This is a genomic window from Staphylococcus sp. HMSC62A08, from assembly GCF_001839105.1.
GTDB lineage: Bacteria > Bacillota > Bacilli > Staphylococcales > Staphylococcaceae > Staphylococcus > Staphylococcus caprae.
The window spans coordinates 201,905-225,870 of record NZ_KV840027.1 but is presented as its reverse complement, the minus strand read 5'-3'; the positions used below and the strand labels follow the sequence as shown (position 1 = coordinate 225,870).

The 23,966-nt window shown below is 33.7% G+C and carries 23 protein-coding genes and 3 pseudogenes; 5 read left to right on the top strand and 21 right to left on the bottom strand.

Annotated elements, in window-relative coordinates:
- Nucleotides 1–133: 133 nt before the first annotated feature.
- A pseudogene (locus HMPREF3264_RS01850) lies at nt 134–1,127 on the top strand (D-lactate dehydrogenase).
- A 56-nt stretch (nt 1,128–1,183) separates the two neighbouring features.
- Here HMPREF3264_RS01850 and HMPREF3264_RS01845 read toward each other — a convergent pair.
- Both HMPREF3264_RS01845 and srtA read right to left on the bottom strand, forming a co-directional pair.
- Nucleotides 1,184–1,987 (bottom strand): Cof-type HAD-IIB family hydrolase, encoded by an 804-nt coding sequence (locus HMPREF3264_RS01845; protein ID WP_070871737.1) that lies wholly within the window; start codon nt 1,985–1,987, stop codon nt 1,184–1,186.
- Nucleotides 1,988–2,251: 264 nt separating this feature from the next.
- Nucleotides 2,252–2,863 carry a class A sortase SrtA gene (gene srtA / locus HMPREF3264_RS01840; RefSeq protein WP_070871736.1) on the bottom strand — a complete coding sequence of 204 codons (612 nt, stop codon included), beginning with the start codon at nt 2,861–2,863 and terminating at the stop codon, nt 2,252–2,254.
- A gap of 210 nt (nt 2,864–3,073) precedes the next feature.
- On the opposite strand from srtA, the gene HMPREF3264_RS01835 reads away from it, so the two are divergent.
- On the top strand, nt 3,074–3,565 hold the full coding sequence (locus HMPREF3264_RS01835; RefSeq protein ID WP_002444278.1) for a GNAT family N-acetyltransferase: 492 nt from the start codon (nt 3,074–3,076) through the stop codon (nt 3,563–3,565).
- Nucleotides 3,566–3,606: 41 nt separating this feature from the next.
- On the opposite strand, the gene HMPREF3264_RS12570 is transcribed toward HMPREF3264_RS01835, so the two are convergent.
- The 14 genes and pseudogenes from HMPREF3264_RS12570 to pgsB form a co-directional block, all read right to left on the bottom strand.
- Entirely contained in the window at nt 3,607–3,783 is a 177-nt protein-coding gene (locus tag HMPREF3264_RS12570) for a hypothetical protein (protein WP_002444280.1), read from the bottom strand.
- A gap of 183 nt (nt 3,784–3,966) precedes the next feature.
- Entirely contained in the window at nt 3,967–4,866 is a 900-nt protein-coding gene (gene sdaAA / locus HMPREF3264_RS01830) for an L-serine ammonia-lyase, iron-sulfur-dependent, subunit alpha (protein WP_002444283.1), read from the bottom strand.
- 12 nt (nt 4,867–4,878) lie between these two features.
- Nucleotides 4,879–5,559, bottom strand: a complete 681-nt coding sequence (sdaAB, locus tag HMPREF3264_RS01825) for an L-serine ammonia-lyase, iron-sulfur-dependent subunit beta (protein ID WP_002444284.1) — start codon at nt 5,557–5,559, stop codon at nt 4,879–4,881.
- Between the two features lie 2 nt (nt 5,560–5,561).
- Nucleotides 5,562–6,605 carry a PTS sugar transporter subunit IIC gene (locus HMPREF3264_RS01820; protein WP_037541661.1) on the bottom strand — a complete coding sequence of 348 codons (1,044 nt, stop codon included), beginning with the start codon at nt 6,603–6,605 and terminating at the stop codon, nt 5,562–5,564.
- A 552-nt stretch (nt 6,606–7,157) separates the two neighbouring features.
- On the bottom strand, nt 7,158–7,964 hold the full coding sequence (locus tag HMPREF3264_RS01815; protein ID WP_070871735.1) for a hypothetical protein: 807 nt from the start codon (nt 7,962–7,964) through the stop codon (nt 7,158–7,160).
- Nucleotides 7,965–8,238: 274 nt separating this feature from the next.
- A pseudogene (xylB, locus tag HMPREF3264_RS01810) lies at nt 8,239–9,726 on the bottom strand (xylulokinase).
- Nucleotides 9,727–9,863: 137 nt separating this feature from the next.
- Nucleotides 9,864–10,787, bottom strand: a complete 924-nt coding sequence (rbsK, locus tag HMPREF3264_RS01805; protein ID WP_070871734.1) for a ribokinase — start codon at nt 10,785–10,787, stop codon at nt 9,864–9,866.
- A gap of 51 nt (nt 10,788–10,838) precedes the next feature.
- Nucleotides 10,839–11,243, bottom strand: a complete 405-nt coding sequence (rbsD, locus tag HMPREF3264_RS01800; RefSeq protein ID WP_070830161.1) for a D-ribose pyranase — start codon at nt 11,241–11,243, stop codon at nt 10,839–10,841.
- Between the two features lie 21 nt (nt 11,244–11,264).
- Nucleotides 11,265–12,146 carry a ribose/proton symporter RbsU gene (rbsU, locus tag HMPREF3264_RS01795; protein ID WP_037541662.1) on the bottom strand — a complete coding sequence of 294 codons (882 nt, stop codon included), beginning with the start codon at nt 12,144–12,146 and terminating at the stop codon, nt 11,265–11,267.
- 277 nt (nt 12,147–12,423) lie between these two features.
- Nucleotides 12,424–14,028: a gamma-glutamyltransferase gene (locus HMPREF3264_RS01790; protein ID WP_070871733.1), complete on the bottom strand. Its 1,605-nt coding sequence runs from the start codon at nt 14,026–14,028 to the stop codon at nt 12,424–12,426.
- Nucleotides 14,029–14,030: 2 nt separating this feature from the next.
- Nucleotides 14,031–14,192, bottom strand: a complete 162-nt coding sequence (locus HMPREF3264_RS12565) for a hypothetical protein (RefSeq protein ID WP_002444294.1) — start codon at nt 14,190–14,192, stop codon at nt 14,031–14,033.
- Entirely contained in the window at nt 14,182–15,255 is a 1,074-nt protein-coding gene (locus tag HMPREF3264_RS01785; RefSeq protein ID WP_070871732.1) for a CapA family protein, read from the bottom strand. Before HMPREF3264_RS01785 ends, HMPREF3264_RS12565 begins: the two co-directional genes overlap by 11 nt.
- A gap of 23 nt (nt 15,256–15,278) precedes the next feature.
- Entirely contained in the window at nt 15,279–15,731 is a 453-nt protein-coding gene (pgsC, locus tag HMPREF3264_RS01780; RefSeq protein WP_002444299.1) for a poly-gamma-glutamate biosynthesis protein PgsC, read from the bottom strand.
- Between the two features lies 1 nt (nt 15,732).
- Nucleotides 15,733–16,889 (bottom strand): annotated as a pseudogene (gene pgsB / locus HMPREF3264_RS01775) (poly-gamma-glutamate synthase PgsB).
- Between the two features lie 466 nt (nt 16,890–17,355).
- On the opposite strand from pgsB, the gene HMPREF3264_RS01770 reads away from it, so the two are divergent.
- Nucleotides 17,356–17,673: a hypothetical protein gene (locus HMPREF3264_RS01770; RefSeq protein ID WP_070871731.1), complete on the top strand. Its 318-nt coding sequence runs from the start codon at nt 17,356–17,358 to the stop codon at nt 17,671–17,673.
- Here the strand turns inward: HMPREF3264_RS01770 and HMPREF3264_RS01765 are convergent.
- Entirely contained in the window at nt 17,661–18,563 is a 903-nt protein-coding gene (locus tag HMPREF3264_RS01765; RefSeq protein ID WP_070871730.1) for an AraC family transcriptional regulator, read from the bottom strand. The two genes, HMPREF3264_RS01770 and HMPREF3264_RS01765, sit on opposite strands and share 13 nt — an antisense overlap.
- 19 nt (nt 18,564–18,582) lie before the next feature.
- Between HMPREF3264_RS01765 and HMPREF3264_RS01760 the strand changes: the two genes are divergently transcribed.
- On the top strand, nt 18,583–19,584 hold the full coding sequence (locus tag HMPREF3264_RS01760; protein WP_371106819.1) for an EamA family transporter: 1,002 nt from the start codon (nt 18,583–18,585) through the stop codon (nt 19,582–19,584).
- 91 nt (nt 19,585–19,675) lie between these two features.
- On the opposite strand, the gene HMPREF3264_RS01755 is transcribed toward HMPREF3264_RS01760, so the two are convergent.
- From HMPREF3264_RS01755 to HMPREF3264_RS01740, 4 genes are all read right to left on the bottom strand, one after another.
- Nucleotides 19,676–20,653 carry an alpha/beta hydrolase fold domain-containing protein gene (locus tag HMPREF3264_RS01755; RefSeq protein ID WP_070871728.1) on the bottom strand — a complete coding sequence of 326 codons (978 nt, stop codon included), beginning with the start codon at nt 20,651–20,653 and terminating at the stop codon, nt 19,676–19,678.
- 92 nt (nt 20,654–20,745) lie between these two features.
- On the bottom strand, nt 20,746–21,567 hold the full coding sequence (locus HMPREF3264_RS01750; RefSeq protein ID WP_070871727.1) for a YitT family protein: 822 nt from the start codon (nt 21,565–21,567) through the stop codon (nt 20,746–20,748).
- A 278-nt stretch (nt 21,568–21,845) separates the two neighbouring features.
- Entirely contained in the window at nt 21,846–22,172 is a 327-nt protein-coding gene (locus HMPREF3264_RS01745; protein WP_002444312.1) for a thioredoxin family protein, read from the bottom strand.
- Between the two features lie 69 nt (nt 22,173–22,241).
- On the bottom strand, nt 22,242–22,652 hold the full coding sequence (locus HMPREF3264_RS01740; protein WP_002444314.1) for an acyl-CoA thioesterase: 411 nt from the start codon (nt 22,650–22,652) through the stop codon (nt 22,242–22,244).
- A gap of 188 nt (nt 22,653–22,840) precedes the next feature.
- Here HMPREF3264_RS01740 and HMPREF3264_RS01735 point away from each other — a divergent pair, with 188 nt between their 5' ends.
- Nucleotides 22,841–23,896 (top strand): zinc-dependent alcohol dehydrogenase family protein, encoded by a 1,056-nt coding sequence (locus HMPREF3264_RS01735; RefSeq protein WP_070871726.1) that lies wholly within the window; start codon nt 22,841–22,843, stop codon nt 23,894–23,896.
- Nucleotides 23,897–23,966: the final 70 nt, after the last annotated feature.

Here is a 23,966-nt window from a genome sequence, read left to right as displayed (position 1 = left end):
GTTCTTTCTTGATTTGTGAAAACTTTCACAATATAATAGGTTTGTAAGTTTTAGTCTTACTTAATTATTTTTTATCTAGATAACTTATTGTTATTATTGTTTTTTTTATTTTTTAGAAATGGGGTTATTTTTAATGACAAGAATTATGTTTTTCGGTACACGCGAATATGAGAAAGAAATGGCATTAAATTGGGGTAAAAAAAAATAATATTGAAGTGACAACTTCTACTGACCTTTTAAGTAAAGATACTGTAGATCAACTTAAAGACTACGACGGTGTCACTACAATGCAATTTGGTAAATTGGAAGATGAAGTTTACCCTAAATTAGAAGCTTACGGCATCAAACAAATCGCTCAACGTACTGCAGGATTTGATATGTATGATTTAGATCTTGCTAAAAAACATGGTATTGTTATTTCTAACATTCCTAGTTATTCACCTGAGACAATCGCCGAATATTCAGTTTCTATTGCTTTACAACTTGTGCGTAAATTCCCAGCTATTGAAAGACGCGTACAAGATCATAACTTCACTTGGGCTGCACCTATAATGTCTAAACCTGTTAAAAATATGACCGTTGCGATTATTGGTACAGGCCGTATTGGAGCTGCAACTGGTAAAATCTATGCAGGTTTCGGTGCAAAAGTTGTTGGCTACGATGCATATCCAAATGATTCTCTAGATTTCTTAGAGTATAAGGATTCAGTTGAAGAAGCGATTAAAGATGCAGATATTATCTCACTTCACGTTCCTGCTAATAAAGAAAGCTTCCATCTATTTGATAAAGAAATGTTTGCGAAAGTTAAGAAAGGTGCTGTGCTAGTCAATGCTGCTCGTGGCGCTGTTATTAACACACCTGACCTTATCGAAGCTGTGAACAATGGTACTTTATATGGTGCTGCCATCGATACTTATGAAAATGAAGCCGACTACTTCACATTCGATTGGACAAATAAAACAATTGAAGACCAAACATTGTTAGAACTCATTAGACATGAAAACATTTTAGTGACACCTCACATCGCGTTCTTCTCAGACGAAGCAGTACAAAACTTAGTTGAAGGTGGCTTGAACGCAGCATTATCTGTGATTCAAACAGGCACTTGTGATACACGTTTAAATTAATATATTAAAAAAGGTGAGATATAGCATTAATATCGCTGTCTCACCTTTTCATATGCTTATAAATGCTTTAACACTTTTTCTTCAATCGTAGTTAAAACGCCTTGTTCATCATTTGATGGCGCTACACTATTCGCAATTTCAAAAAGTGAGGCATCACTACTATTGGCCATTACGTAACTGTGTTTGGCTAGTTCTAACATGTCTTTATCATTATTTGCATCACCAAATGCCATTAATTCATCTGATGACATTTCCCACTCATTAAGTAATCGTGTTAATGCTTGTCCTTTTGTCATATTTGGCATAATCACGTCTATACTGTCATGACCACTAGATACAAGTTGAATGGTATCTTTAAAAGTCTCGTTCAATGCTTCATCAACATGAGGATGCGTTCTACGATTAATATTAAATGCTATCTTCACATAATCATCTTGAGGTAAATCTTGCAATGAATCAATTTCTTCCAACTGATGATAATAAAAATGAGCGTCTTCTTTAAACGTGTCGGAAGTGTTCCTTAAAATATATGCGCTTTTTATACCACATACTATTAACTCTTTCATGTTGTGATCAATATTTAGATAATCGACCACATTTTGAAATTCTTTACGATTAAAGCTACGGTAATTATATAATTGATCCCCTTTATAAATGACTGCTCCATTTTCAGAAATAAAAAACATATCTCTAACACCAAAGATTGACTTTAACTTAGCATATTGATTGCCGCTAGCCGCTATAAATTGAATATGGTTGTCCCTTAATTTCTTAAAGATACGCTCAAAGCGTGTTTCATCAAATTGCTTGTTTGAATCTAAAAATGTGCCGTCCATATCTACTGCAATTGCACTTATCATATTTCTTGCATCCCCTTTATGTGAACAACTTTATCCTCATTATATCTTTGAGATTAAGAGTAATGAAGTTCATGACAAGACACTGAAACTATATTCAACTTTTGAAAGACATTTCACATCATAAAAAACAAACACGTGGTGAGACAGACATGTCATTTAGTCAAATGATTTTCGTTGCTCCACACCCAACTTGCATGGTTTGCAGAATTTCATAAAAAGCTGAGATACCAAATGATATCCCAGCCTCGTACGTCTCGTTCAACATTAATTCACTTGTGTTGCTACAAATATTTTACGTTTTTCCCAGACACCTGTTTGTTCATTATAATCATCGCAAGTGATTAATGTTAATTGATTCTTCTTACCTTTATGTTCATCTAATACTTTCACTTCTGTAGGATCGACATCATGGATTTTCGTCATTTTATACTTTCTAACTTCGTTACCTACTTTGAAATATACTTTACTCCCTTTCTTAGCAGCCTTTAAATTTGTAAATTGATAATGTGGGCGGTCAGTAAATGTATGACCAGCGATTGCAATGTTTTGTTGATCAAGTGATTCATCACCTTCTGCAAAGCTTACACCTCTATTGAGTTGCTCAGGCGTGGCAGGGCCTGGATATACAGGTTCTTTAATTTCAGCGTCTGGCACTTCAATGTAACCTGCCATTTTAGATTTATCTTTTGGAATTGTAGGCTTTTTATGTTTTGTTGAGACATCCTTTTTTTCATCTTTATCATATTGTTCGATTTTATTATTATTATCTTTATCATGGAAATAATTATCAATATGTGGCTTTGCGAACAAATAAATTGCTAGGATGATTAACAATATGCCTATGAACGTCATTAAATGACTCATCCATTTTTTCATTTCAGTAACTCCTTTAAATTATATTTCTCAATGAATAAATATGATTTTAAATTTAGTATAGCATTATTTTTCAACACCAACATGAGTGACTTAGTTTAACTTGCTGATAAACATTTTCTTTTTAAACATAATGTAATAAAACTTAACAAGTTATTGATTACTCATGTAAATTGGTTTTTAATGAAAAGAAATATGAAAAGAGAGATGTAAATGATACGATTTGCTAGAAAAGAGGATTTACCTGATATTTTAAATATTTATAACGATGCCATCATCAATACTACTGCTATATACACTTATGATCCTAAAGAATTAGAAGAACGCGTACAGTGGTTTGAAGCGAAGGCAATGGCCGATGAGCCCATATGGGTCTATGTTAAGGATAACCATATTGTAGGATATGCAACATATGGTTCCTTTAGAGATTGGCCTGCGTACCTTTATTCGATTGAACATTCTATATATGTAGATCCCAAATATCGTGGTCAAGGTATCGCTTCACAATTATTAACCACACTCATTCAACACGCTAAAGACAACAATTATCGCACGATTGTAGCTGGTATTGATGCTTCAAATGAAGGAAGTATTCAATTACACAAGAAATTTAATTTCACTCACGCTGGAACAATCACGAATGTAGGATACAAATTTGAAAGATGGTTAGATTTAGCATTTTATCAGCTAGATTTATACAAATAAAAAGAATGAAGTTGAGCTATAATAAACTACTTAGTTCAACTTCATTCTTTATTTCTATTTTCAATAACAAAACGAATATAGTAGAACATAAATACAAGAATCATACTTAGCGATAACGATTTAAATAATAAGTTAACCCATGTTCCCTCCGTAGTTCCCAAATAAGTTATCGTCGTGTTAATGATGAATGCAATAAAGATAAGAAACAATCTTAGCATTGCATCAGCCCCTTTTAAGTTATTTTAGATTGGGGCCCTTGTTTTGTAAAGAAGCGTTTACTGAATTTATTCATTCGCGATTTATAAAGGAGTGCGAGGGACTTATCCTTGTTGATACTAAAAAAGCACTTAAGCTTTGTTTTTTCAAACAAAACCTAAGTGCTTTAAATTTCAATTTATCATTTATTTATTATTCACCATATTGTCAGCTTCACCGAAAATTTTACGTTTAATTTCTTCGCCAGTTGGTGTACCTGCTAAGCCACCTAAACCAGTTTCACGAAGAGATGCTGGCAAGTTACGGCCAACTCTGTCCATTGCACCAATTACTTCGTCCACTGGAATACGACTTTCTACACCAGCTAATGCAAGGTCTGCTGAAATTAATGCGTTACCTGAACCAATTGCGTTTCTCATTACGCAAGGAATTTCAACTAATCCTGCTACTGGGTCACAAACTAAACCTAATAGGTTACTTATTGCAAGTGCCATCGCATGACCAGATTGTTCTGGTGTACCTTTGAAGATAGCCACTGAAGCTGCAGCTGCCATTGCTGATGCAGAACCTACTTCTGCTTGGCAACCACCTGTTGCACCTGCAACACTTGCATTATTCGCTACAACACGTCCAAATAATGCTGAAGTGAAAAGGAAGTCTACCATTTGATCTTCTGTTAAATCGTGTGTTTTTTCTAGTTTGAAAAGTACGCCGGGAATAGTTCCCGATGAACCAGCTGTAGGTGTAGCACAGATAATACCCATTGCTGCGTTAACTTCATTAGTAGCAACAGCGCCTTTCACAGCCTCAATCATTTCTCGGCCAGATAGCGCATGATTCTTTTCATTGTAGTCACGAAGTTTAGCTGCATCGTGTCCTGTATAACCTGTAACACTTTCTACACCTTCACCTGTTGTTCCTTTTTCAACAGCGTCACGCATAACTTCAAGATTTTGTTTCATGCGTTCACGTACTTCATCGCGTGATATGCCTTCTCTTTCCATTTCTTCGTTGATCATAATATCAGCGAATGTAATGTTATTTTCAACCGAATAATCTATTGTCTCTCTAATTGAATCAAACATTTTAATCCCCCTCTAATTGATATAGGAAACGTTTAAGTCACTGTATTTATCTCTAATTTTATTTAATGTTGATTCTGAGATTGCTTTGTTTAAAGGTAATACGACTAAACAATTATTGTCGCTCGTTTTGACTGTTTCATCACCAAAATCAACTTCCATATCTGTAATATCATTAATTAGGTGATTGACTTGTGCTTTATCTATTTCGCCATCGATTTCTAGCATTGGAAGCCCGTTATTAATTTCCACTTCTAAACCATTCACATTAATACCTTTGAGTTTGATTGTACCACCGCCAATTGAAATACCAATGACTTCAATATGACGACCATCCTTAGTGTCAGCTTTAATATAAGCACAGTTAGGATGTTGCCCAATACTTTCCCCGTCTTCTTCGATAATATCTACATCTATATGATCTTCTTTAGCAATATCTAAAGCTGATTTAATTCGATTATCAAATGTGCTATAGCCCATAGCACCACCTACTACAGCAACGTCTGTTCCATGTCCTTGATGCGTTTTAGCAAATGATTCATAATAATGAATTTCTAAGCTTTTAGGCACATCTCCTAAAACAGCTCGTGCTGAGTTACCTATCTTTACTGCACCAGCAGTATGCGAACTTGATGGTCCCATCATAACTGGTCCAATAATGTCAAAAGCGCTTTGGTAATCATAGCTTTTAGCCATTATTAAACACTCTCCTTAACTCGATTCTTTTTCCCTGGCAATTTAAAACTAATATTCATTAAATCAAATTTCTTGATAAGTGAACTTAGAACAAATGCAAGTACTACACTTACTATACCCACTGCAACAATTGTTATAACTGAAGTTACTGCATTATTAAAACCAAATAATACAATCGCACCTGCGATAGGCGTTGCCATACCTTTTACGTTAATAACTAAGCCGCTAAATGTAACGATACAAGCATTTACAACTCCGATAATTGCATTTGAACCGAAGAGTTGCAATGGATAACGTGCAATTAAATCTATTTGAGTTAATGGTTCAATAAATACTGCGAATGCATTTGTTTTCTTACCAATGTGTAGTCTGCTGAATAAAACTGCATTGGCAAATGAAGCACCTGTACATGTTAAGGCACCGATTGCCATTGGTATACCTGTTAAACCTAATAAACTTGTTAAAACCATTGAACTTAATGGTGTCATACCTGTAACTGGGATAACTAGTCCTAATATAACTGCTAATGCGTATGGATTGTCATTACCTACAGAAGAAATAGCTGAACCAATTTGTTTAAGAACAGCGATGACCCCTGGTGAAATCAGATTTGCTAAACCAAATGTAATTGCTGGAGCCAATAAAATAACAACAATTAAATCTAGTCCTTCTGGAACTTTCTTCTCAATGAATTTAATTCCAAAAGCAACAATATATGCAGCTATGAATGCTGGTAATAATTTCTGATCATGTAATACTAAACCAACGATAACAGCAAATACTGGAGATACGCGTAAGTTTAAACATGTTAGAATACCTACTGCAATTCCGCTTAAACTTCCTGCTAAATCACCAATTTCTTGAAAAAATTTAATATGAAATACGCCACCAATAGCGTAACTTAAAAACGCTTGTGGTAAATATGTTGCACAAGCTGCCCCTGATAAAGCTTGTAAACCTTGTTTACCGTATGGCGCAAAATTTAAGAACAATGTCATAATAATAAGTACAAGTACTAGAGTCCCTACTCCTAGGATTATATTCATTTCCCCAAAACCTTCTTTCTGTTTTTTTAGGCCATAGCTATCGTACACCCTTAAGAAAGCGATTTCAATAATTTTTTGTATAATAATTTAGTCCATATTGTGAAATTATTCACTAATTGCAATTATTATCACTTTAAAAAGTTTAAAATAGAATATATTTTGTTATTTGATTCTATTTAATACATTTTACACCATAACCCAAATAAATGTAAACGCTTTATATAATTATCCCCTCAAATTTCAAAACATATTAATTATGTCTTATTACAATGTATAAAGTAACTAGTATACAACATTTAGGCGACTTTATTATTTTAACGCTTCAACTCTATTTATGTAACAAATTGCTCACAATTTTTAAGGGCTTCTTGCAAATTTCTTGTGCAATACGCCCTTAAATATGAATGTTTATTTTATATATAACTTTTTACATCGATATTCATTGAATAAAAAGCAGAATTTTATCTTAACTTCTCTCTTACCTATCACAATAAAAATATTTTTGACCATTTGGAGGTCCCCTAACCCGATAGCTGCACATTACATTAACCTTTATTTATATTTTTTAGATAGTTTCTCAGCTAAAGTGTGGTTCCTTTGACTAAGAGAATACTCCAGTCTAGTAAGTATCTCAGGCAATTGAAATATTAATAATAACAATTTACTCATACTCGATAATAGTTCTTTTGAAGAAACGATAGATAGTGACTCTATTTGTTCAATAAAAGGTGCATGTCTACAATGTGCACTAATAAATATTTGTAAAGGAAATATCACTTTACTATTTTTATGAAGGTTAAAAAATGCTTTAATGATGTGGTTTGAATATTTAATTTCTAAAATATTTTCGTGGACTGAGAATTTTAAGTCACATCTTTTCATTTCAGAGAGTAGCTTTTGTAGTACATATAAAAAGATAGGAGCACTTTCGTTATTTTGTGGTATATTCATTTCTTTTACCAATGTATCTTGATCAAGGGGGAATGGTAATTTTAGTGGTCGTTTCGTTTCTTTTATATTTAATTTTGTCATTCTTGAATAGGCGTTTATCATCTCATGCATTTGATGAGAGGGATAAAATTGAAGAAAATTCAACCTCTCCTCTTCATTCATTTTTAGCGTTTCATCTTTTATTTTGATAAAAATCTCTTCATTTTTCTTGTTAAGATCTTGAGTATGAGTCAGGGGATAGTGTCCGAATTGTATTGCTTTTTGAAGTTGATTTGAAGTAGGAAGTGAAATATCGTAGCGCTCAATTGTTAATAATAAATCAGGGTATTCGAGTTCATTCATATATGCAAATGTTCTTGGTGACATGCGATATAAAGACTCACATAATTCTCGTTTTGAAATTAACATTTAATCATCCTCTCGGTGTCTTATTATCGTGCTGCTATTTTATTTTCAAAATTATATTTTTATTAAACTTTTTAATTTATTTAATGTCAACGTTCATTTTCAAGGAAATATTTATTCTCTTAAGTCACATCAACAAAAAATCATTTTTGGTCTATTAACTTTTTAAAAGTCTATTTTCTACACGATTTTAATCAACGGTTTTCCATATTTAGCAATCACATAAATCAAAAATTAAAAAACCATCGAATCCTCAAATCCGATGGTTTCCACCCTTTTATTTAGAAATTTTTAATAAATCCTCTGTTAAGTGCTTAGTTTGGTGATAAATTCGTTGATAGATATCATTTTTTTTTTTTTATTGCTTTTGCTTTTCTTTATTAGGTTTAAATATTTCTTCAACTTTAATAAAGGATGCCACACATGCTTCTATACTCTCATACCATCCCAATCCATATGCTGCTAACATTGCGGCACCCATACTTGGTCCTTCTTCATGTTTCAATTTCTTAACTTCCATATTGAAAATGTCGGCTTGCAGTTGTAACCAAAACTTACTTTTAGCGCCTCCTCCAATAGATGTAATCGAGTTAATCTCATGTCCCGCTTCTCGCATTAATTTTATAGAGTCATATAGTGAATATGTAATACCTTCAACTACTGCACGTGCAAAATCGGCTTTAGTATGTTGTCCACTTATTCCTATAAAACTCCCTCTAATCTGCGCATCACCATGGGGTGTCCGCTCACCTGCTAAATATGGCGCAAATAATAGCCCATTGGCACCTAGTTTTGATGTTTCTGCATTTTTTAAAATTGTCTCGAAAGAATCATTTTCAAAGAAGGTCTTCTTTAACCAATTTAAACTATAGCCAGCAGCTAATGTGACTCCCATCGCATAATACGTATCTGGAATACTATGATTGAAGAAATGAAGGTTATGATCATAAGCAGTGACATGATTATATTCGACATTTAACACTACGCCAGATGTTCCAACACTACATAAAGCTTCCTTATCATTAATGACTCCAGCGCCTATCGCACCGCAAGCATTATCGCCACCACCTGCATAAACTGCAACATCACTCTCAAACCCAAGTTCTTTCGCAAGCGATGATTTAATATATCCAACACATTCGTGTGAATGAACTAATGGTGGATAGATATCATGAATGTTAAATCGTGCGCCAACTTCTTTCGTCCATTGATTCGTTTGTGGGTTTAAAAGTAATGTACTCGCAGCGTCACTGTATTCCATATGTATTTGATCAGTAAGACAATATCTTAAGTAATCTTTAGGTAGCATAAATACATGCACTTGTTCCCAAATATCAGGTTCGTGCTGTTGAACCCACAACATTTTAGGTAACGTAAAGCCTTCTAAAATAGGATTATAATTGAGTCGCTCTCCGTATATTTCTTTAATTTGGCGACATTGTTCTGAGTTTCTCGTATCATTCCACAGGATTGCTCTTCGTAACGGCTTGCCTTGTTTGTCCAATATGATTAAGCCATGCATTTGTCCTGAAAAAGAAAGACCTTTAACTATCTTATTCTTTAACATTTGGGAGCTTGTTATACGTTGGATGCCACGTTTCGTGGACTCGTACCAATCGTCAGGATTTTGTTCGCTATATCCAGGTTGGTCTTGGAATAATTCTAATGGTTCGCTGACTGTATCTAATACTTCTCCTTGATGATTGACTGCAATAATTTTAATTGCGCTTGTTCCTAAATCAATGCCTAATACAACTTCTTCCATCTTTTGTTCACCTTCTCATTCAAGCAATTATGTATAAGCGTTTTCTTTATATCTCTATCATAAACGCTCTGTCACAGTATGAAAACGTTATATTAAAAAAGTAGGCACATTTGTGCCTACTTTTATTGGAATAAATACTAATGATATTGAGCTGTTACTTCTTTGTAGGTTGGGATTGATGCTTGAGCGCCTTTTCGTTGAACTGTAAGAGAAGATGCCTGGTTAGCAAATTGAATCGCATCTTCAAGGTTGCTCAAATCCGTTTCCAATCGACTCACAAAAGCACCAATAAATGTATCTCCTGCTGCAGTCGTATCAATGGCTTTAACTTGATATGCCGGAACAATGTGAGATTCATGTTGCGTAGCAAAGTACGTACCTTGTTCACCTAGCGTGATAAGTACTGTTGAAATACCGCACTCAAAGAAGTAATCTACCGTTTGTTGCATATCGGCTTCATTTTTTATAGAAATTCCAGATAATCGTTCTGCTTCAGTTTCGTTCGGGATAATGATGTCAGTGAGCGAAAGTAGTGAATCTGGCAAATCAATTGCAGGCGCAGGATTAAGTATCGTTGTTACACCATGTGCTTTAGCTATTTTGAACGCTTGTTCAATGGCTTCAATTGGAATTTCTAATTGAGCAACAACAAAATCTGCTTCTCTAATCGCTTGCTCACCATGATTGACATCTTCAGCATTTAAAGTCATGTTCGCTCCACCATAAACCAGAATTGTATTCTGTCCTTCATCAGTCACAGTTATAAATGCTTGTCCTGTTTCTTCATTTTCAGAAGTTAAGATGTAGTCAGTATTGATAGAAGCTTCTTTAAAATCATCGATGATAAAATCTGCGTTTCCTTCTTTACCCACTTTGGTTATAAATGTCGTATCTGCTTCTAACCGTCCAGCAGCAATGGCTTGGTTCGCACCTTTGCCTCCACCAAATTCTTGTTGCGATTGGTCAATATGTAACGTTTCTCCCGGTTTAGGAAAACGTTCGACATTAATAAATTTATCGACATTTGTAGATCCTACGATTACCACTTTATTCTTACTCATTCGAATGGCACCTTCTTTATATATATTATGATTTTTAAATTTTTGAATACTTTAAAACGTTACGTTAGATTCCAATATAATATTTGAAAAAGGTGTCGTTTCACCTGTTCGTATATTTCCTTTATTCAAAGGCGATTGTAGCATTTCTTTCATTTTAGAATGCGGTATAAATTCAATGATTACATGTTCATTGATTAACTGCTTAATTGCTTTTAATTGTTTCGAATTATGCGTCTTTATCTCTTCGGCTAAATATATTTTTTGAATTTCTACTTCAGTTAGCACATTTTCTAACACATCAATGAAACGAGGCAAACCTTTCGTGACAGCTATGTCTATACGCTTATCATCGTTTGGTATGGGCATACCTGCATCATTAATTGTTAATAAATCATAATGACCTAACGTTGAAATTGCTTGTGAAATATGACTATTTAATACTTCTGTCTTTTTCATAAATATCAATCCTTCACTATATTATTTAATAAATACTGTCACAGATGCTGCGATAAGTATTAAGACTAACCCGACAATGGTAATCATCAATTCTTTTGGCGTTTTCTTCTGATTTAAAAAGAAAATTCCAGTTAATGTAGCTAAAACTACAGATGTTTGTGAAAGTACGAAGCCAGTAGCAAGACCATTCATATTGGGTTGAGCTGAAATTAAATATGTTAAAGCTGCAAATGCAAAGAAGAAACCAGAGATAATCTGTTTCCAACTTACCGCTTCTTTAAAGGCATTGCCTTTTTGCATATTCATCAATGCATATATTACAGCGACAAGTACCATTCCAATGGCTTGTGGTAAAAATGCTTTTAGCCCACCAATATCAGTTGCTTGTGGTGCTGCTGAATAAACCCAGTAACCAATTTCTCCAATCAGTAATAAAATCACTGCTTTTCTAAGATTCTGACTATATTCTTGTTCACTTTTTTCAGTCCAAACCGTCATTCGTGCACCAATTAAAATGACAATCAGTGCAACAAAACCTACCACTTTATTCGCTACGCCGGGCCAATTTCCTAATGCGAAAACGCCCCATAATGAAGCACCTAATAATTGAAAAGCAGTTGTGATTGGCATTGCTCTAGAAGAACCTACTAACTCGAATGCTTTAAATGTAATGATTTGTCCAAATGCCCATCCAGCACCTGAAATAATTGAAAATACGAGCGCCATTCCTCCAGGTATGCCAATTCCTTTTACTAAGGCTAATACAATAGCAAAAATGAGCGTACCCACTGTCGCCCCGAAGATTTGGTTAACTGGACGTCCACCAAATTTAGAGGCAATTGTTGGGAACAGCCCCCAACCTAATAATGGTCCTAATCCTATTAATAACGCTATGAAATCCATAAGCCACCTCTTAGTCATCAAATTTATGTATGTAAAACTTTTACTCAATCATCATACTATTTCTATATTTGACTGTACACGCTTACAAAAGATGTCATAAAAAATTCGCAGATGATTTGAAAATTTGTTTATAAAAGGCTATTTAAGCTTGCAATCAGAAATAAGTCACTTTAAAATTAAATGTTTTTATCAGAGAATTTCATTTCATAAAAAATACACCTTCAAAGTGAATTCAATTTCATCTTTAAAGGTGTATTTCGATACACTATATTCAATTTTAACGGTTACCTACGTCAGAACCTACATCAACCGTTTTTTTGTTCTTATCATAAACCGCACCTTGGACACTACCAAAGTTAGGGTCATTACGTTTTTCTTCAACACCATAGCCGAGACTCTTGAAGATATTAATATCTTCATCGCTCATAGCATTTTCATAGAAGATTGTTCCACCATCATTATAAAATCGTGGTTTATCAATCGATTCTTGAAGTGTACCATTACCATTTAAATAATCCACAATTGTTTCGTCTAATATAGTTGGGATTTTGTTACCACCTGGCGTACCAATACCCATGTAGAAATTAGGTCCTACTACAATTGAAGGTGAAATAAATGATCTTGGTGCTTTATGTGGCTCCCCATAGTTAGGGCTAGATGAATCTTTTGAGAAGTCTCCTAATGAGTTATTCATATAGAATCCTTCTTTCATGAAATCACCTGAACCAAAGTAACTTGAGAGCGTATTCGTTGTACTTGCTAACTTGCCGTTTTTATCGATAACAACAAAGTGAGTCGTACTTGTATTATCAGTTCTAATTTGGTTGAAATCACTACTATTCTCAGTATTACCGCCTACATTAACTTTATTTAATTGGCCTAGTAAATATTCATCAGAAAGACTTTCTTCATTACTTGCCTCTGAACCGTTTACGATATCACGGTTTTGATACATCAAGTCACGTGATTTAATCATAGCTGTGATAAAATTCGTGCGGTCTGCATTATTTTGATTTTCTTTTTCATCTACTTTAAGACCTTGTAATGTTAATGTACCACCTAATGGATTAGATGCTGAGTAAACTTTGTTATTTTTATATGTCGTGCTAACGGGTTCTTTAGATTCTGTTTTAAAGGTCGTAAAATCTTTTTCAGTCAATTCATTTTTCAACTGTTTAGATACACTTTTACCGACATCTTCATAGAAATAATCTGGACCTTTATCGCGAATTTTCTTCAAAGTGTCAGCAAGCTTATTTTGTTTAACAACGTCACCTTCACGCACCGTTTTACTACCTTTGAAGAAAGGAGAAATACGGTCAATTTTAGATCCATAAATTTTCAAACTACGTTCTAACTCTGAATCTACCTCGAATCCATCTTCTGCTAGAGGAATAACATAGTCGAAGATTTTCTTCTCGTCCATCTTACCTTCTTTTTCATGCATATCATGCATTCCTCTTACAAATCCTGGCGTACCAATTTTGTCACCTTGCTTGAAATTATATGAAGACATTGTTTTGTATTCATATAGTTTAGGCACTTCACCATCTTTACCGTTATATGATAGCGTCGCACCCCCACCACCTAAACCTGAGGAATGAGGTTCAGTGACAGCAAGTGCATACGCAACACCTTCAGCCGCGTCAATGGCATTACCGCCATCTTCAATAATTTTATTACCTACTTTAGTGGCAATAGCGTTATTAGAGGCAACACCATATTTCTTTTGGTTACCAGATTGTTTATGGTTCGCTATTTTATTTTCATACAACGTGTCTTTATCCACTTTCTTTTCAGTCGTAATGAAATAAAAGAGGAATGAAATCACAATCGTTATAACTAAAATGACGCTTAAGGTCACTTTATTATATATATTCATATTTAGCTTGCCCCTTTTGAAAGATATTGCTGTTCTCCAGTTTTTAATTCATCTTGCTCGTATTTATCTAAACCTTCATTTGCTTTGGCAAATGTCACTAATAAAAAGATGACAATGACTAAAACGACAACAACGATTGGTAACCAATGTTTTTTAATATTCAAAAGTATAACCTCCACTATTATCAGATTTTAAGTTAATTGATTTATCTTTGATATTGTTATGGAAACGAATATGATCCATTTTGCTCATATCATCTTTAGAGATTCTACCGTCTTTAGACTGTATTGGAGTGATATGGAATTTGTTATTTTTTCCGTTCCAATCTTGTTGTACAATCATACCTTTTTGATTTTTAGATAAGAAGTCATCTGAAGTTGTATTACCTAAGCTGTAGAAGATAGGTGTTTTCTTATACTTTTCCACCTTTTGAACTACTGAATTATGACCGATAATGACATCCGCACCTGTATCAGATAATGCGTGTGCATATTGTCTTTGTCTATCCGTCACGTTACGTTCATTAGGAATTCCCCAATCAACATTCACAACGACATAATCATTATTCTCTTTCAATTTTTTAATCAATGGATAAAAAATTTCAGGATCTAAACTAATTGATGTCGTGTTTTTTAAAGGCTTCGTATAATTAGATTCAATATCAGTAAATGATACATTTGCAATTTTCTTACCTTTAATCTCTTGTTGAACGGTTTTACTATTGATTGGGTTCGAACCATTACCTGTTAAGAAGTTATAACCTGCTTGAGATTCTACTCGTCTCATCAACTCTGTCGCTTGAATATTATCAATGGATTGGTTGATGAGGTTCACACTCTTGATATTTTGCTTACGTAAGAACATGATGTTTTCTAAGTTTTTATTAAGTTCTTCTTTTTGATCTTTTGAAAATTCATTAACCAATAGAGAAGCAGTAGAAAAATCACTATTCTTCAAAGTGTCTTGAATACCTGAGAAAACTTCATTGAGATTATTTTGGCGAATGTGTTTATTTAACGTAATGTTACCTAAATATGTAATTCGAATACTATTGCCACTTTTAGCATCACTTTTAACAGGATTGACATGTATTGCTTTTATAGCAAATACCAATAAAACTAAAGCTATTAAAAGGACAATCGCCGTGTAAAGCGTGTTTCTTCTTTTATGTCGTTTCGACTGTTTAAGTAACCACTCACTGGGCGATAATCGTTTTTTCTTTTTCATTATTACGCGCTCCTTGTTCGTGATTAGTTGATAAAGCTATATAAGAATAAGATGACATAAGTAATACATGTTAATAACATCGTTGATGATAATGTGATTACGACACCTTGTTTTTGAATTGTATTTGCAATGATACCTGGGATAACAACACCAATACCTGATACTTCTACCATTTCAAATGGTGTCAGAGGATAAAGGAGGTCAAATATAAATTTCAGTACCATACCTGTCAAAATCATGGCAGCGAATTTTCTTCTACCATATAAAATCACCCATTGACTAATACCGTTATTAACAATAAAGAATGTTAAACAACTAATAATTAATACCGATAATAACATTATGGGCTGATCAAAAATTAAAGCTAAATAACCAGGAACAACAAGTCCTGCCGGGTTAATCCCGAATTTCTCAGCAAAAATCAAACTGAGAACTACACCTACGAATAAGGAGAAATATAACTCTGAACCTATCATTTTATTCTATCCCTTCTATGAATTCCGCTATTCTTCCACCCGGGCCGTGGATATTTCCGACACAAAAGACAAGTGCATTTTCAGATTCATGCATAATTCCTTTTTCAATTTCTGAGAATTCTTGTCCTTCGTAATTTAAATATTTCTTTTCTGGCATTTTTTGCATAAGGTTTGAAACCAATTGCGTACTTTTACCAGTACAAATTAATACATCATAATCAACATCTTCTAAGAAATTCTCAACAAATAATTGTGTTCTATCTATTCTATCCGAACGACAATTAAGAATAATGATTTTCTTATTGTATGGATAATTATATGATTCCACTTTGTTCAAAATTGCCTTTGTAGATTTGGGTTCGTTTGCTGCAAAAGCATTAACAAACACATTTTTTGTGTTATTTGCATGGAAATATTTAATACGCACCGCGCCTGGATCCGCTGGGGCATTTAACATACCTTGAAGTGCTGTCTCATGATCGATACCAACAGCTTCTGCAATACCTAAGACAATGGCAACATTATCAGGGAAGACTAAGTAGTCAAATTTTCTTAAGTATGATTCAGGTATTTCATCTTTATCTACGACGATTAATTCCGAATTCCGCTTTTTAGCTTCTTTCGCAAAGAAATCAGTATATTCATCTTTCATTACAACTAATTTACCGTTGTAAGGAATAGTTGCAGTAAAGGCTTGAGCCACATCTTGAAGTGTAGGACCTAGTACGTCCATATGGTCCTCCATAACATTTACGATGACGCCAATATTCGCCTTTACCAAGTCTTTTTGGAACGTTATTTGGTAGTCAGGGTTTACAGCCATACACTCATTAACAAGTGCGTTTGCTTTTTGCTTAACAACCTTACGAATAATATCACGCTGTTCACCGATATTAGCACCTTGAGGTTTCCTAATTACATCGTATTCTTTCTGTGTGAACCAGTACATCATTCTTGCATCTGTTCCTGTCGTTTTACCAATTACTCTGTAATGGTCTTCTCGAAGGATACTGTAAGCCATCCGAGTAATTGTTGATTTCCCACGAATACCATTGATATTAATTCGTATAGGAATTTTATTAAGTCGATTCGCATGACGTCTTTTCTCTTTATACCGAGCCATAGAATCAACAGGACACACACTATAATGAGAATCAATCCATCTTACCTCGCTTTTCTGTGTAATATTAAATTGTTAATGGAAATGATAAACAACTGATTTTAAATTAATTAACTCACAATCTTTACAAAAATTTAAAACGTTTCCATCAAGTTAAAGTCTAAAGAAAAATTTAATCAAAAGTCAATATAATATATATAATTCATCTAAATTTGTTACAAATTTTTTATTCTCTAACTAATAGTAGACTATCATGTAGGTATTGACTCAGTTTTAACTCCTTTAATGCAAGATTAAGATAATGTAAAGAAATGTAAATTTTTATGCATGTTTTCTATGGTTTTTGCTTATTAAATATTAATTTTCGTATTTAAATTGTACAAATCTTAAATTTTCATCATTATTTTTTGTAAAGTAATAAGAACTTTACTTTGAATTTACATTAGATTAAAGATTAGATGTTAAGTTGAATATGAAAGTTACTACGACCTTAGGAGGATATGGATGGATAAACCAGTAAAACTCGCTGTTGGCATCTATCTTGCAATCATTTTAGTCATTTGTAGTTGTTATCTTGCTTTTATACTAATCGGTAGTTTACAAGGTAAAGATATGAGTAACTCTGTGTTAGATAGTGATCACTCTCGTATCAACAACACATCTAGAAATAGTGATGAAGACGTAAGTTCAACATCAAGTAGCTCAGATTCATCTCATTCACATTCATTCACGAATACTAATTACCAAACAGTAGATTCAAATAAATCTCAAACAAATAATCACACTCAAAAAAATGCGAATTCAAGTTATCAGGTATATTGATAACTGAATTCGCATATTTTTGAGTGTAATAATTGAAATTGTTTAGGTGTCACGTGATACTTTTCTTTAAAGACTTGTATAAAATAACTTGTAGTTGAAAAACCACAACCCATAGCAACTTCAGTGACATTGTTAGAAGTAAGTGTGAGTTGCTTTGCGGCTTTTTCCAAACGATAGTGGAGTAAATATTGGAAAGGCGTGAGGCCTACATATTTTTTAAATAATTTAATCGTTTCAGAGTTGCTGATTTTCGATATTTCACTTAAGTCACGCATACCTATTTTATGTTCATAGTGCTCTTGAATATAATTAATGCAGTCTTTGACTCTTGGGTCGAAGAAATAATCATTAATACTCTGGTCTCGATCAATGAGCGTGATCAGTTGTTTTAAACATAAATAATACTCACTTAAAATATTGAGTTGATAGTGTGCTCCCCTCTCTTCAAATAATGCCCCCACGTGTTTAACCTTTTCAATTAAAATTCTCTCATCTTGAATTTCTGTAGTTAATTTCATAAAAGGATGGAAGTCTATTTGATTTATAATTTCATTTACATATTTAAAGTTGACGTAATCAGTTGCATCGGGCAAACCAATATTCCAACAATAAAATGACGCATCCTCTTCTTTATCTTCGATTTCATGTACGATATTCGTATTGATAAATAATCCTTCATTCTCCTTCAATATCACGTTTTGCCCAGCAATTTTGATATTGATCTTTCCGTGAGTTACCACCGTCAATTGCAAATCATTATGCCAGTGTAACGGTATATAACCTAAAATCGTTTGATTAAGTTTTGTATGTAAGATTACATGTTGCCATAATACATCTGGATATTGAATGACTTCTTCTAAATTGTCTTTCAACTTAATATTTATTGTCATGGTTAACAACCTCAATATATTGATACTTTTCATCGAAATAGATATATATTTTTTATTATATACCATATATGATGTGATTAATCATCGTTTTGGAGGTGACAATTTGCTAAGTCACACGGAATCTAGAATAAAAGGTATTTGCTTTGCAGTGATAGGCGCAAGTTTATGGGGCTTAGGCGGCACTGTTTCCGACTATTTATTTAAATATGAAGGCATTCAAATAGACTGGTACGTGACTGCGCGCTTAATCATCAGCGGGTTATTTTTATTAATGATATTTAAGATTATGAATCCTAAACAATCTGTATTTATTATTTTTAAGCACCTCTCCCGTGTAGTGACGCTACTTATTTATAGCTTATTTGGAATGCTAATTGTTCAATATGCCTATATGTCTTCAATCAATACTGGTAACGCAGCTGTTGCCACACTACTTCAATATATTGCGCCTGTTTATATCATATTGTGGTTTGTATTTAGAGGAAAAGAGCAGTTAAAAATATTTGATGTCTTGGCAATGATTTTAACACTTGTTGGTACTTTCTTACTGCTAACGAATGGTTCTGTATCGAAGTTAGTCGTTGCACCTTCAAGTTTATTTTGGGGCATTTTAGCTGGACTTGCTTTAGCATTTTATACTATTTATGCGAATCAATTATTGAATAAATATGCATCTATTCTCGTTGTCGGATGGGCAATGATTATTTCTGGCCTTGTGATGAATCTACGTCATCCCATTTGGCACGCTCATTTTTCACAATGGCATAGTTCTACTATCACGTTTTTAATTTTTGGTATTATTGGAGGCACTGCATTAGCCTTTTATCTTTTTATTGATAGTTTGAAATACCTTTCAGCGAAAGAAACGACATTGTTTGGAACAATCGAACCTGTCGTAGCCGTTCTCGCCAGTAGTCTTTGGCTAAATATCACATTTAAACCCCTACAAATTTTAGGAATGCTATTGATTATGTTACTCATTCTCATCCTTTCTTTGAAAAAGCAACCCGAAGGTACATAATGAGCCACATACACATTCATAGTCCGTCATAATTAAATATGTAAAAGCTCACAAGAAACATATTCAAATGTCTATTGTGAGCTTTTCTTTATCATTTGTCTTTATTAATAATACTTTTCAGTTGTTCTAAGAAACGTTGGCGTTCAGGTATTGGGAACATCGGATAAATATGAAACAGATTATACCCTTGAATAAACTCGTGACTGATACCTTTTTCATTCAACATATGTGAAAGCTTTACTGCATCAGGGTACAACGTTTCTTTCGTACCAATTGCAATTGTAATATGCCCTAAACCGTCTAAATCTCCATTGATTGGAGAGATTTTATAATCATCTAGCGACGTGTTACCAGCCCATAACTCTACTAAATATTTACTTCCTTCTATACCTAACATTGGGTCTTCTTTTTCATATTTTTGAGCTTCAGGATTGCTAAATGTCGCATCTAATACCGGTGAAATTAATACAATATGACTAGGTTGTGGCATGTTATCTTTTTTAAGTTTCTGAGCAAAGGCCAACGCAATTTGACCACCTGCTGAATCTCCCATGATCGTCATTTGGTTTGGATCATCTACTTTATTAAGTAAATGAGGATAAAGTTTGTTTAATAATTCAAATGTTGTACGATGATCTCTGTGCGGAACCTTTGGATAAATAGGCATGACAACCTTTGCATCTAAAATATCTGCCATTAAATCAATATATTCAAAGTGAGAATCTAAAGGATCTTGAAACCATGCCCCACCGTGAATATAAAGAATCGTACGTTGATCACGATTGCCTTTGTCATTGATGATATAAACTAATGAACCGTAATAGTCCTTAATTTGGACTTTATGTCTAAATTCATAATCTGTACCATTATACTTTCCAGCCGTTACATATTTGGTTTCCTCTAAAGCAGCTTTGGCATCTTCAACATTTTCAAATGTCTTCTTCATTCCTGACATACGTATCATTTTTTCCTGTAAAAAGCTCTTATAGCTTCTTTTTTCTTTTACTCTTGCGAATAAAATTGTGCCCATAATCGTAGAACCTATAATAGTAACTAATTTTTTAAACATGGGCTTTCTACCTCCTCGTTTTCTATTTAATTTAATTTTAAATCAAAAATAGAAAAACGTTGAGCAATTGGCTTCATCTTAAATCTGTTTGGCTATTTAAGATTGATAAAGCCATTACCTAATACGTCACGTACATCGTGGATGACGAGAAAGGCGCTCTCATCATAAGAATTGACGATTTTTTTCACTGTACCAATTTGACTTTGAGAGACCACCGCATATAGGACATCTGTGTTATTTTGTTGATAAGCGCCTTTACCACTAAGCAATGTGGCGCCTCTTCCAGTTGCTTGGAAAATGTCAGAGCTAATTTCTCTATTGTATTTTGAAATCACGGTTACAGCCTTTTTAGGATTGAAACCTTCAACTACAAATGCCATTGCTTTTTCCACTATGAAAAGCATGACTATCGTATAGAGTACATTTGTAACTGGCAATACAAGAAGGAAAGATAACACAACTAAAGCATCTAGTATCAATAATGCTTGAGAGGTTTTAACTTCAGAATATTTACTGATAATTCTCGCGATGACAGAAGTACCGCCTAATGTGCTTTGTGCAGCAATCACTAGGCCTGAACCAATTCCTATAAGTAGACCGGCGAATACAGAATTAATAAAGTTTTCATGAATACCTAGTCCAAAATGTTCTGTTAAATCAAGAAAGATAGAACTTGCTGTGATCGTTATCGCTGTATAAATAGCTGTTGTACGACTTAAAAATTTCCAACCCACAACAATGAGTATGGCATTAATGATGAATGAACTAAGCGCAGGTGAAATTCCTAATGTATAGTTTAAAATAAGTGAAAGTCCGATAGCGCCACCCTCACCTAAATTACCAGGAATAACAAACATATTAACGCCAAGCGCTATAATAAGCGTACCGAGTAGACAGAATATAATATTTTTCAAGTGTTCTTGACGGCGTTTTTCTCCATTTGAGCCTCCTCCATGTCAACTAAGATTTTATTTGTTTGATTTTTCTTATTCTTGAAAAGTCACACGTATTTAATAGTAACACGAAGTGTTTGACTGCCCAATCAATTAGGGTTGAGCGCAAATTCATATAAGCGCACTTTCACCTCATACATATAATACCAACACGTCAAACAAGGCTGAGATAAACAATAATATCCCAGCCTCGTATTATAAGAAGTGAAGTCTACTCTTACGCCTCCCTATACTTATTTTTATTCAATTGCGTCGTACATTAATTGAAGTTGATGTTCAAAGGTTTGCATATCAATAAAACGACCTTGTCTATGCATCTCTTTACCATTCATAAAAATCAAGTCAACAGGAACTGTGAAAATAGAAAGCTCTCCAGCAATATCTTGAACTTGCGATTGGTTAATAACCCCTAGTTTTGCATGCGGATATTCATTTAACAAATCTTGAATTTGAGGGAGTACTGCATGGCAAACACTACAATGCTCTCTCATGACATGAATGACCACAAGAGGATACGTTTGAATCAGTTGATGAAATTCTTCTATGCTTTGTATGTTTTGAACCATGGTAAACACCTTCAATCCTATAAATTTATTAACTATAGTAGTACGAGTTACTTTTATCTCTTACTGAATTTATTCGCTTTTTAGAATATCTTGAAATACTTGCGGCATTTTTGTAATTTTTTGTTGCTCAAGATGATAGAATCCACCCATTTGAGATCCTACGCAATGAATTTTGTCACCTGAAGAAATTTCAAATTTAAAGATCCATTTCAATTTACTCGCTTGCACTAACCAACAACGACCGATGGGACGATCATGTATCGTAACAGGCACTTTATACTCTATTTCAGTCTTCATCAATATTGGAGAGATGTGATTTTTCAACATCTCTGAATAATTCATATGTTGATTGATAAATACTGTTCGTAAATCTTCAAACCATCTGACATACACAATGTTACTGACAATCCCCATTGCATCAATATCATAATTATTCACTTCTATTTCTTTCTCAGCTACTAATTTACCTTCTTCACTCATGATGATTACTCCTTATCTATATATTCACTTCTATTTTAAATGTTTAGATATTTATTTTCATTAAAAGTGCTAACGAAATGTTTATGACATCATTTGAAGAAGCTTTGTCATAAAAATAACTCAACTTTATTCTTTTATATCATGGTATAATTATTGTGAAATAATTCACAATAATAGGAGGTTTTACTATGAAAGCGTATAACTATGTTAAACCTGGCGTTGCGGAACTCATCGATAAAGAGAAGCCTGAAATTAAAGAGAGCACTGACGCTATTATTAGAATGGTAAAGACAACCATTTGCGGAACAGACTTACACATTATTAAAGGTGATACACCTGAAGTAACTGCAAATACGACCTTAGGACACGAAGGTATCGGTATTGTTGAATCAGTAGGTAATAATGTAAATAACTTTAAGGTTGGAGACAAAGTTATCGTCTCTGCAGTTTCATCTTGTGGTAAATGTTATTACTGTAAAAAAGGGATTTACGCACATTGTGAAAATGATGGTGGCTGGATTTTAGGACATTTAATCAATGGTACCCAAGCTGAATATGTTAAAGTTCCTTTTGCAGATAATTCTTTATATCACGCACCCGCTTCTTTACCTGACGAAGCACTCGTCATGTTATCAGATATTCTACCAACTGGTTATGAAATTGGCGTATTAAAAGGTAAAGTAAAACCTGGTAGCACTGTCGCTATCGTCGGCGCTGGTCCAGTCGGATTGGCCACTTTATTAACTGCTCAGTTCTTCTCTCCTTCTAAAATTATTATGATTGATTTGGATGATAATCGTTTAGAAACAGCTCAATCACTAGGTGCAACACACGTTGTTAATTCCAAAAATGCTGAAGAAGCTATTCAAAAAGTAAAAGAACTCAACCCTCGTGGCGTGGATGTCGCTATTGAAGCTGTAGGTATTCCACAAACATTTGATTTATGTCAAAAACTTATAGGTGTAGATGGAACCATTGCTAATGTCGGCGTTCATGGTCTACCAGTTCAATTCGATATTGATAAACTTTGGATTAAAAATATCAATGTCACAACAGGTTTAGTTTCAGGTAATACGACTGAAGAATTATTAGAAGCTTTAAAAAGTAAGATTATTCAACCTGAACAACTCGTCACACATTATAGTAAGTTAAGTGACATTGAAAATGCATATGATTTATTCAGAAATGCTACAGATCACAAAGCAATTAAATTATTAATTGAAAATGATATTACCCCAGCATAGGGCGAACTCTTTTTTACAACATTAAAAATAAGCATTTAATTCTTACTCAATCATTTTGTTAAAGATGACC

Excerpts from the sequence above, each read along its gene's own strand:
- HMPREF3264_RS01845 (WP_070871737.1), bottom strand. The coding sequence starts at position 1,987 with ATGATAAGTGCAATTGCAGTAGATATGGACGGCACATTTTTAGATTCA.
- srtA (WP_070871736.1), bottom strand. The coding sequence starts at position 2,863 with ATGAAAAAATGGATGAGTCATTTAATGACGTTCATAGGCATATTGTTA.
- HMPREF3264_RS01835 (WP_002444278.1), top strand. The coding sequence starts at position 3,074 with ATGATACGATTTGCTAGAAAAGAGGATTTACCTGATATTTTAAATATT.
- HMPREF3264_RS12570 (WP_002444280.1), bottom strand. The coding sequence starts at position 3,783 with ATGCTAAGATTGTTTCTTATCTTTATTGCATTCATCATTAACACGACG.
- sdaAA (WP_002444283.1), bottom strand. The coding sequence starts at position 4,866 with ATGTTTGATTCAATTAGAGAGACAATAGATTATTCGGTTGAAAATAAC.
- sdaAB (WP_002444284.1), bottom strand. The coding sequence starts at position 5,559 with ATGGCTAAAAGCTATGATTACCAAAGCGCTTTTGACATTATTGGACCA.
- HMPREF3264_RS01820 (WP_037541661.1), bottom strand. The coding sequence starts at position 6,605 with ATGAATATAATCCTAGGAGTAGGGACTCTAGTACTTGTACTTATTATT.
- HMPREF3264_RS01815 (WP_070871735.1), bottom strand. The coding sequence starts at position 7,964 with ATGTTAATTTCAAAACGAGAATTATGTGAGTCTTTATATCGCATGTCA.
- rbsK (WP_070871734.1), bottom strand. The coding sequence starts at position 10,787 with ATGAGTAAGAATAAAGTGGTAATCGTAGGATCTACAAATGTCGATAAA.
- rbsD (WP_070830161.1), bottom strand. The coding sequence starts at position 11,243 with ATGAAAAAGACAGAAGTATTAAATAGTCATATTTCACAAGCAATTTCA.
- rbsU (WP_037541662.1), bottom strand. The coding sequence starts at position 12,146 with ATGGATTTCATAGCGTTATTAATAGGATTAGGACCATTATTAGGTTGG.
- HMPREF3264_RS01790 (WP_070871733.1), bottom strand. The coding sequence starts at position 14,028 with ATGAATATATATAATAAAGTGACCTTAAGCGTCATTTTAGTTATAACG.
- HMPREF3264_RS01785 (WP_070871732.1), bottom strand. The coding sequence starts at position 15,255 with ATGAAAAAGAAAAAACGATTATCGCCCAGTGAGTGGTTACTTAAACAG.
- pgsC (WP_002444299.1), bottom strand. The coding sequence starts at position 15,731 with ATGATAGGTTCAGAGTTATATTTCTCCTTATTCGTAGGTGTAGTTCTC.
- HMPREF3264_RS01770 (WP_070871731.1), top strand. The coding sequence starts at position 17,356 with ATGGATAAACCAGTAAAACTCGCTGTTGGCATCTATCTTGCAATCATT.
- HMPREF3264_RS01765 (WP_070871730.1), bottom strand. The coding sequence starts at position 18,563 with ATGACAATAAATATTAAGTTGAAAGACAATTTAGAAGAAGTCATTCAA.
- HMPREF3264_RS01755 (WP_070871728.1), bottom strand. The coding sequence starts at position 20,653 with ATGTTTAAAAAATTAGTTACTATTATAGGTTCTACGATTATGGGCACA.
- HMPREF3264_RS01745 (WP_002444312.1), bottom strand. The coding sequence starts at position 22,172 with ATGGTTCAAAACATACAAAGCATAGAAGAATTTCATCAACTGATTCAA.
- HMPREF3264_RS01740 (WP_002444314.1), bottom strand. The coding sequence starts at position 22,652 with ATGAGTGAAGAAGGTAAATTAGTAGCTGAGAAAGAAATAGAAGTGAAT.
- HMPREF3264_RS01735 (WP_070871726.1), top strand. The coding sequence starts at position 22,841 with ATGAAAGCGTATAACTATGTTAAACCTGGCGTTGCGGAACTCATCGAT.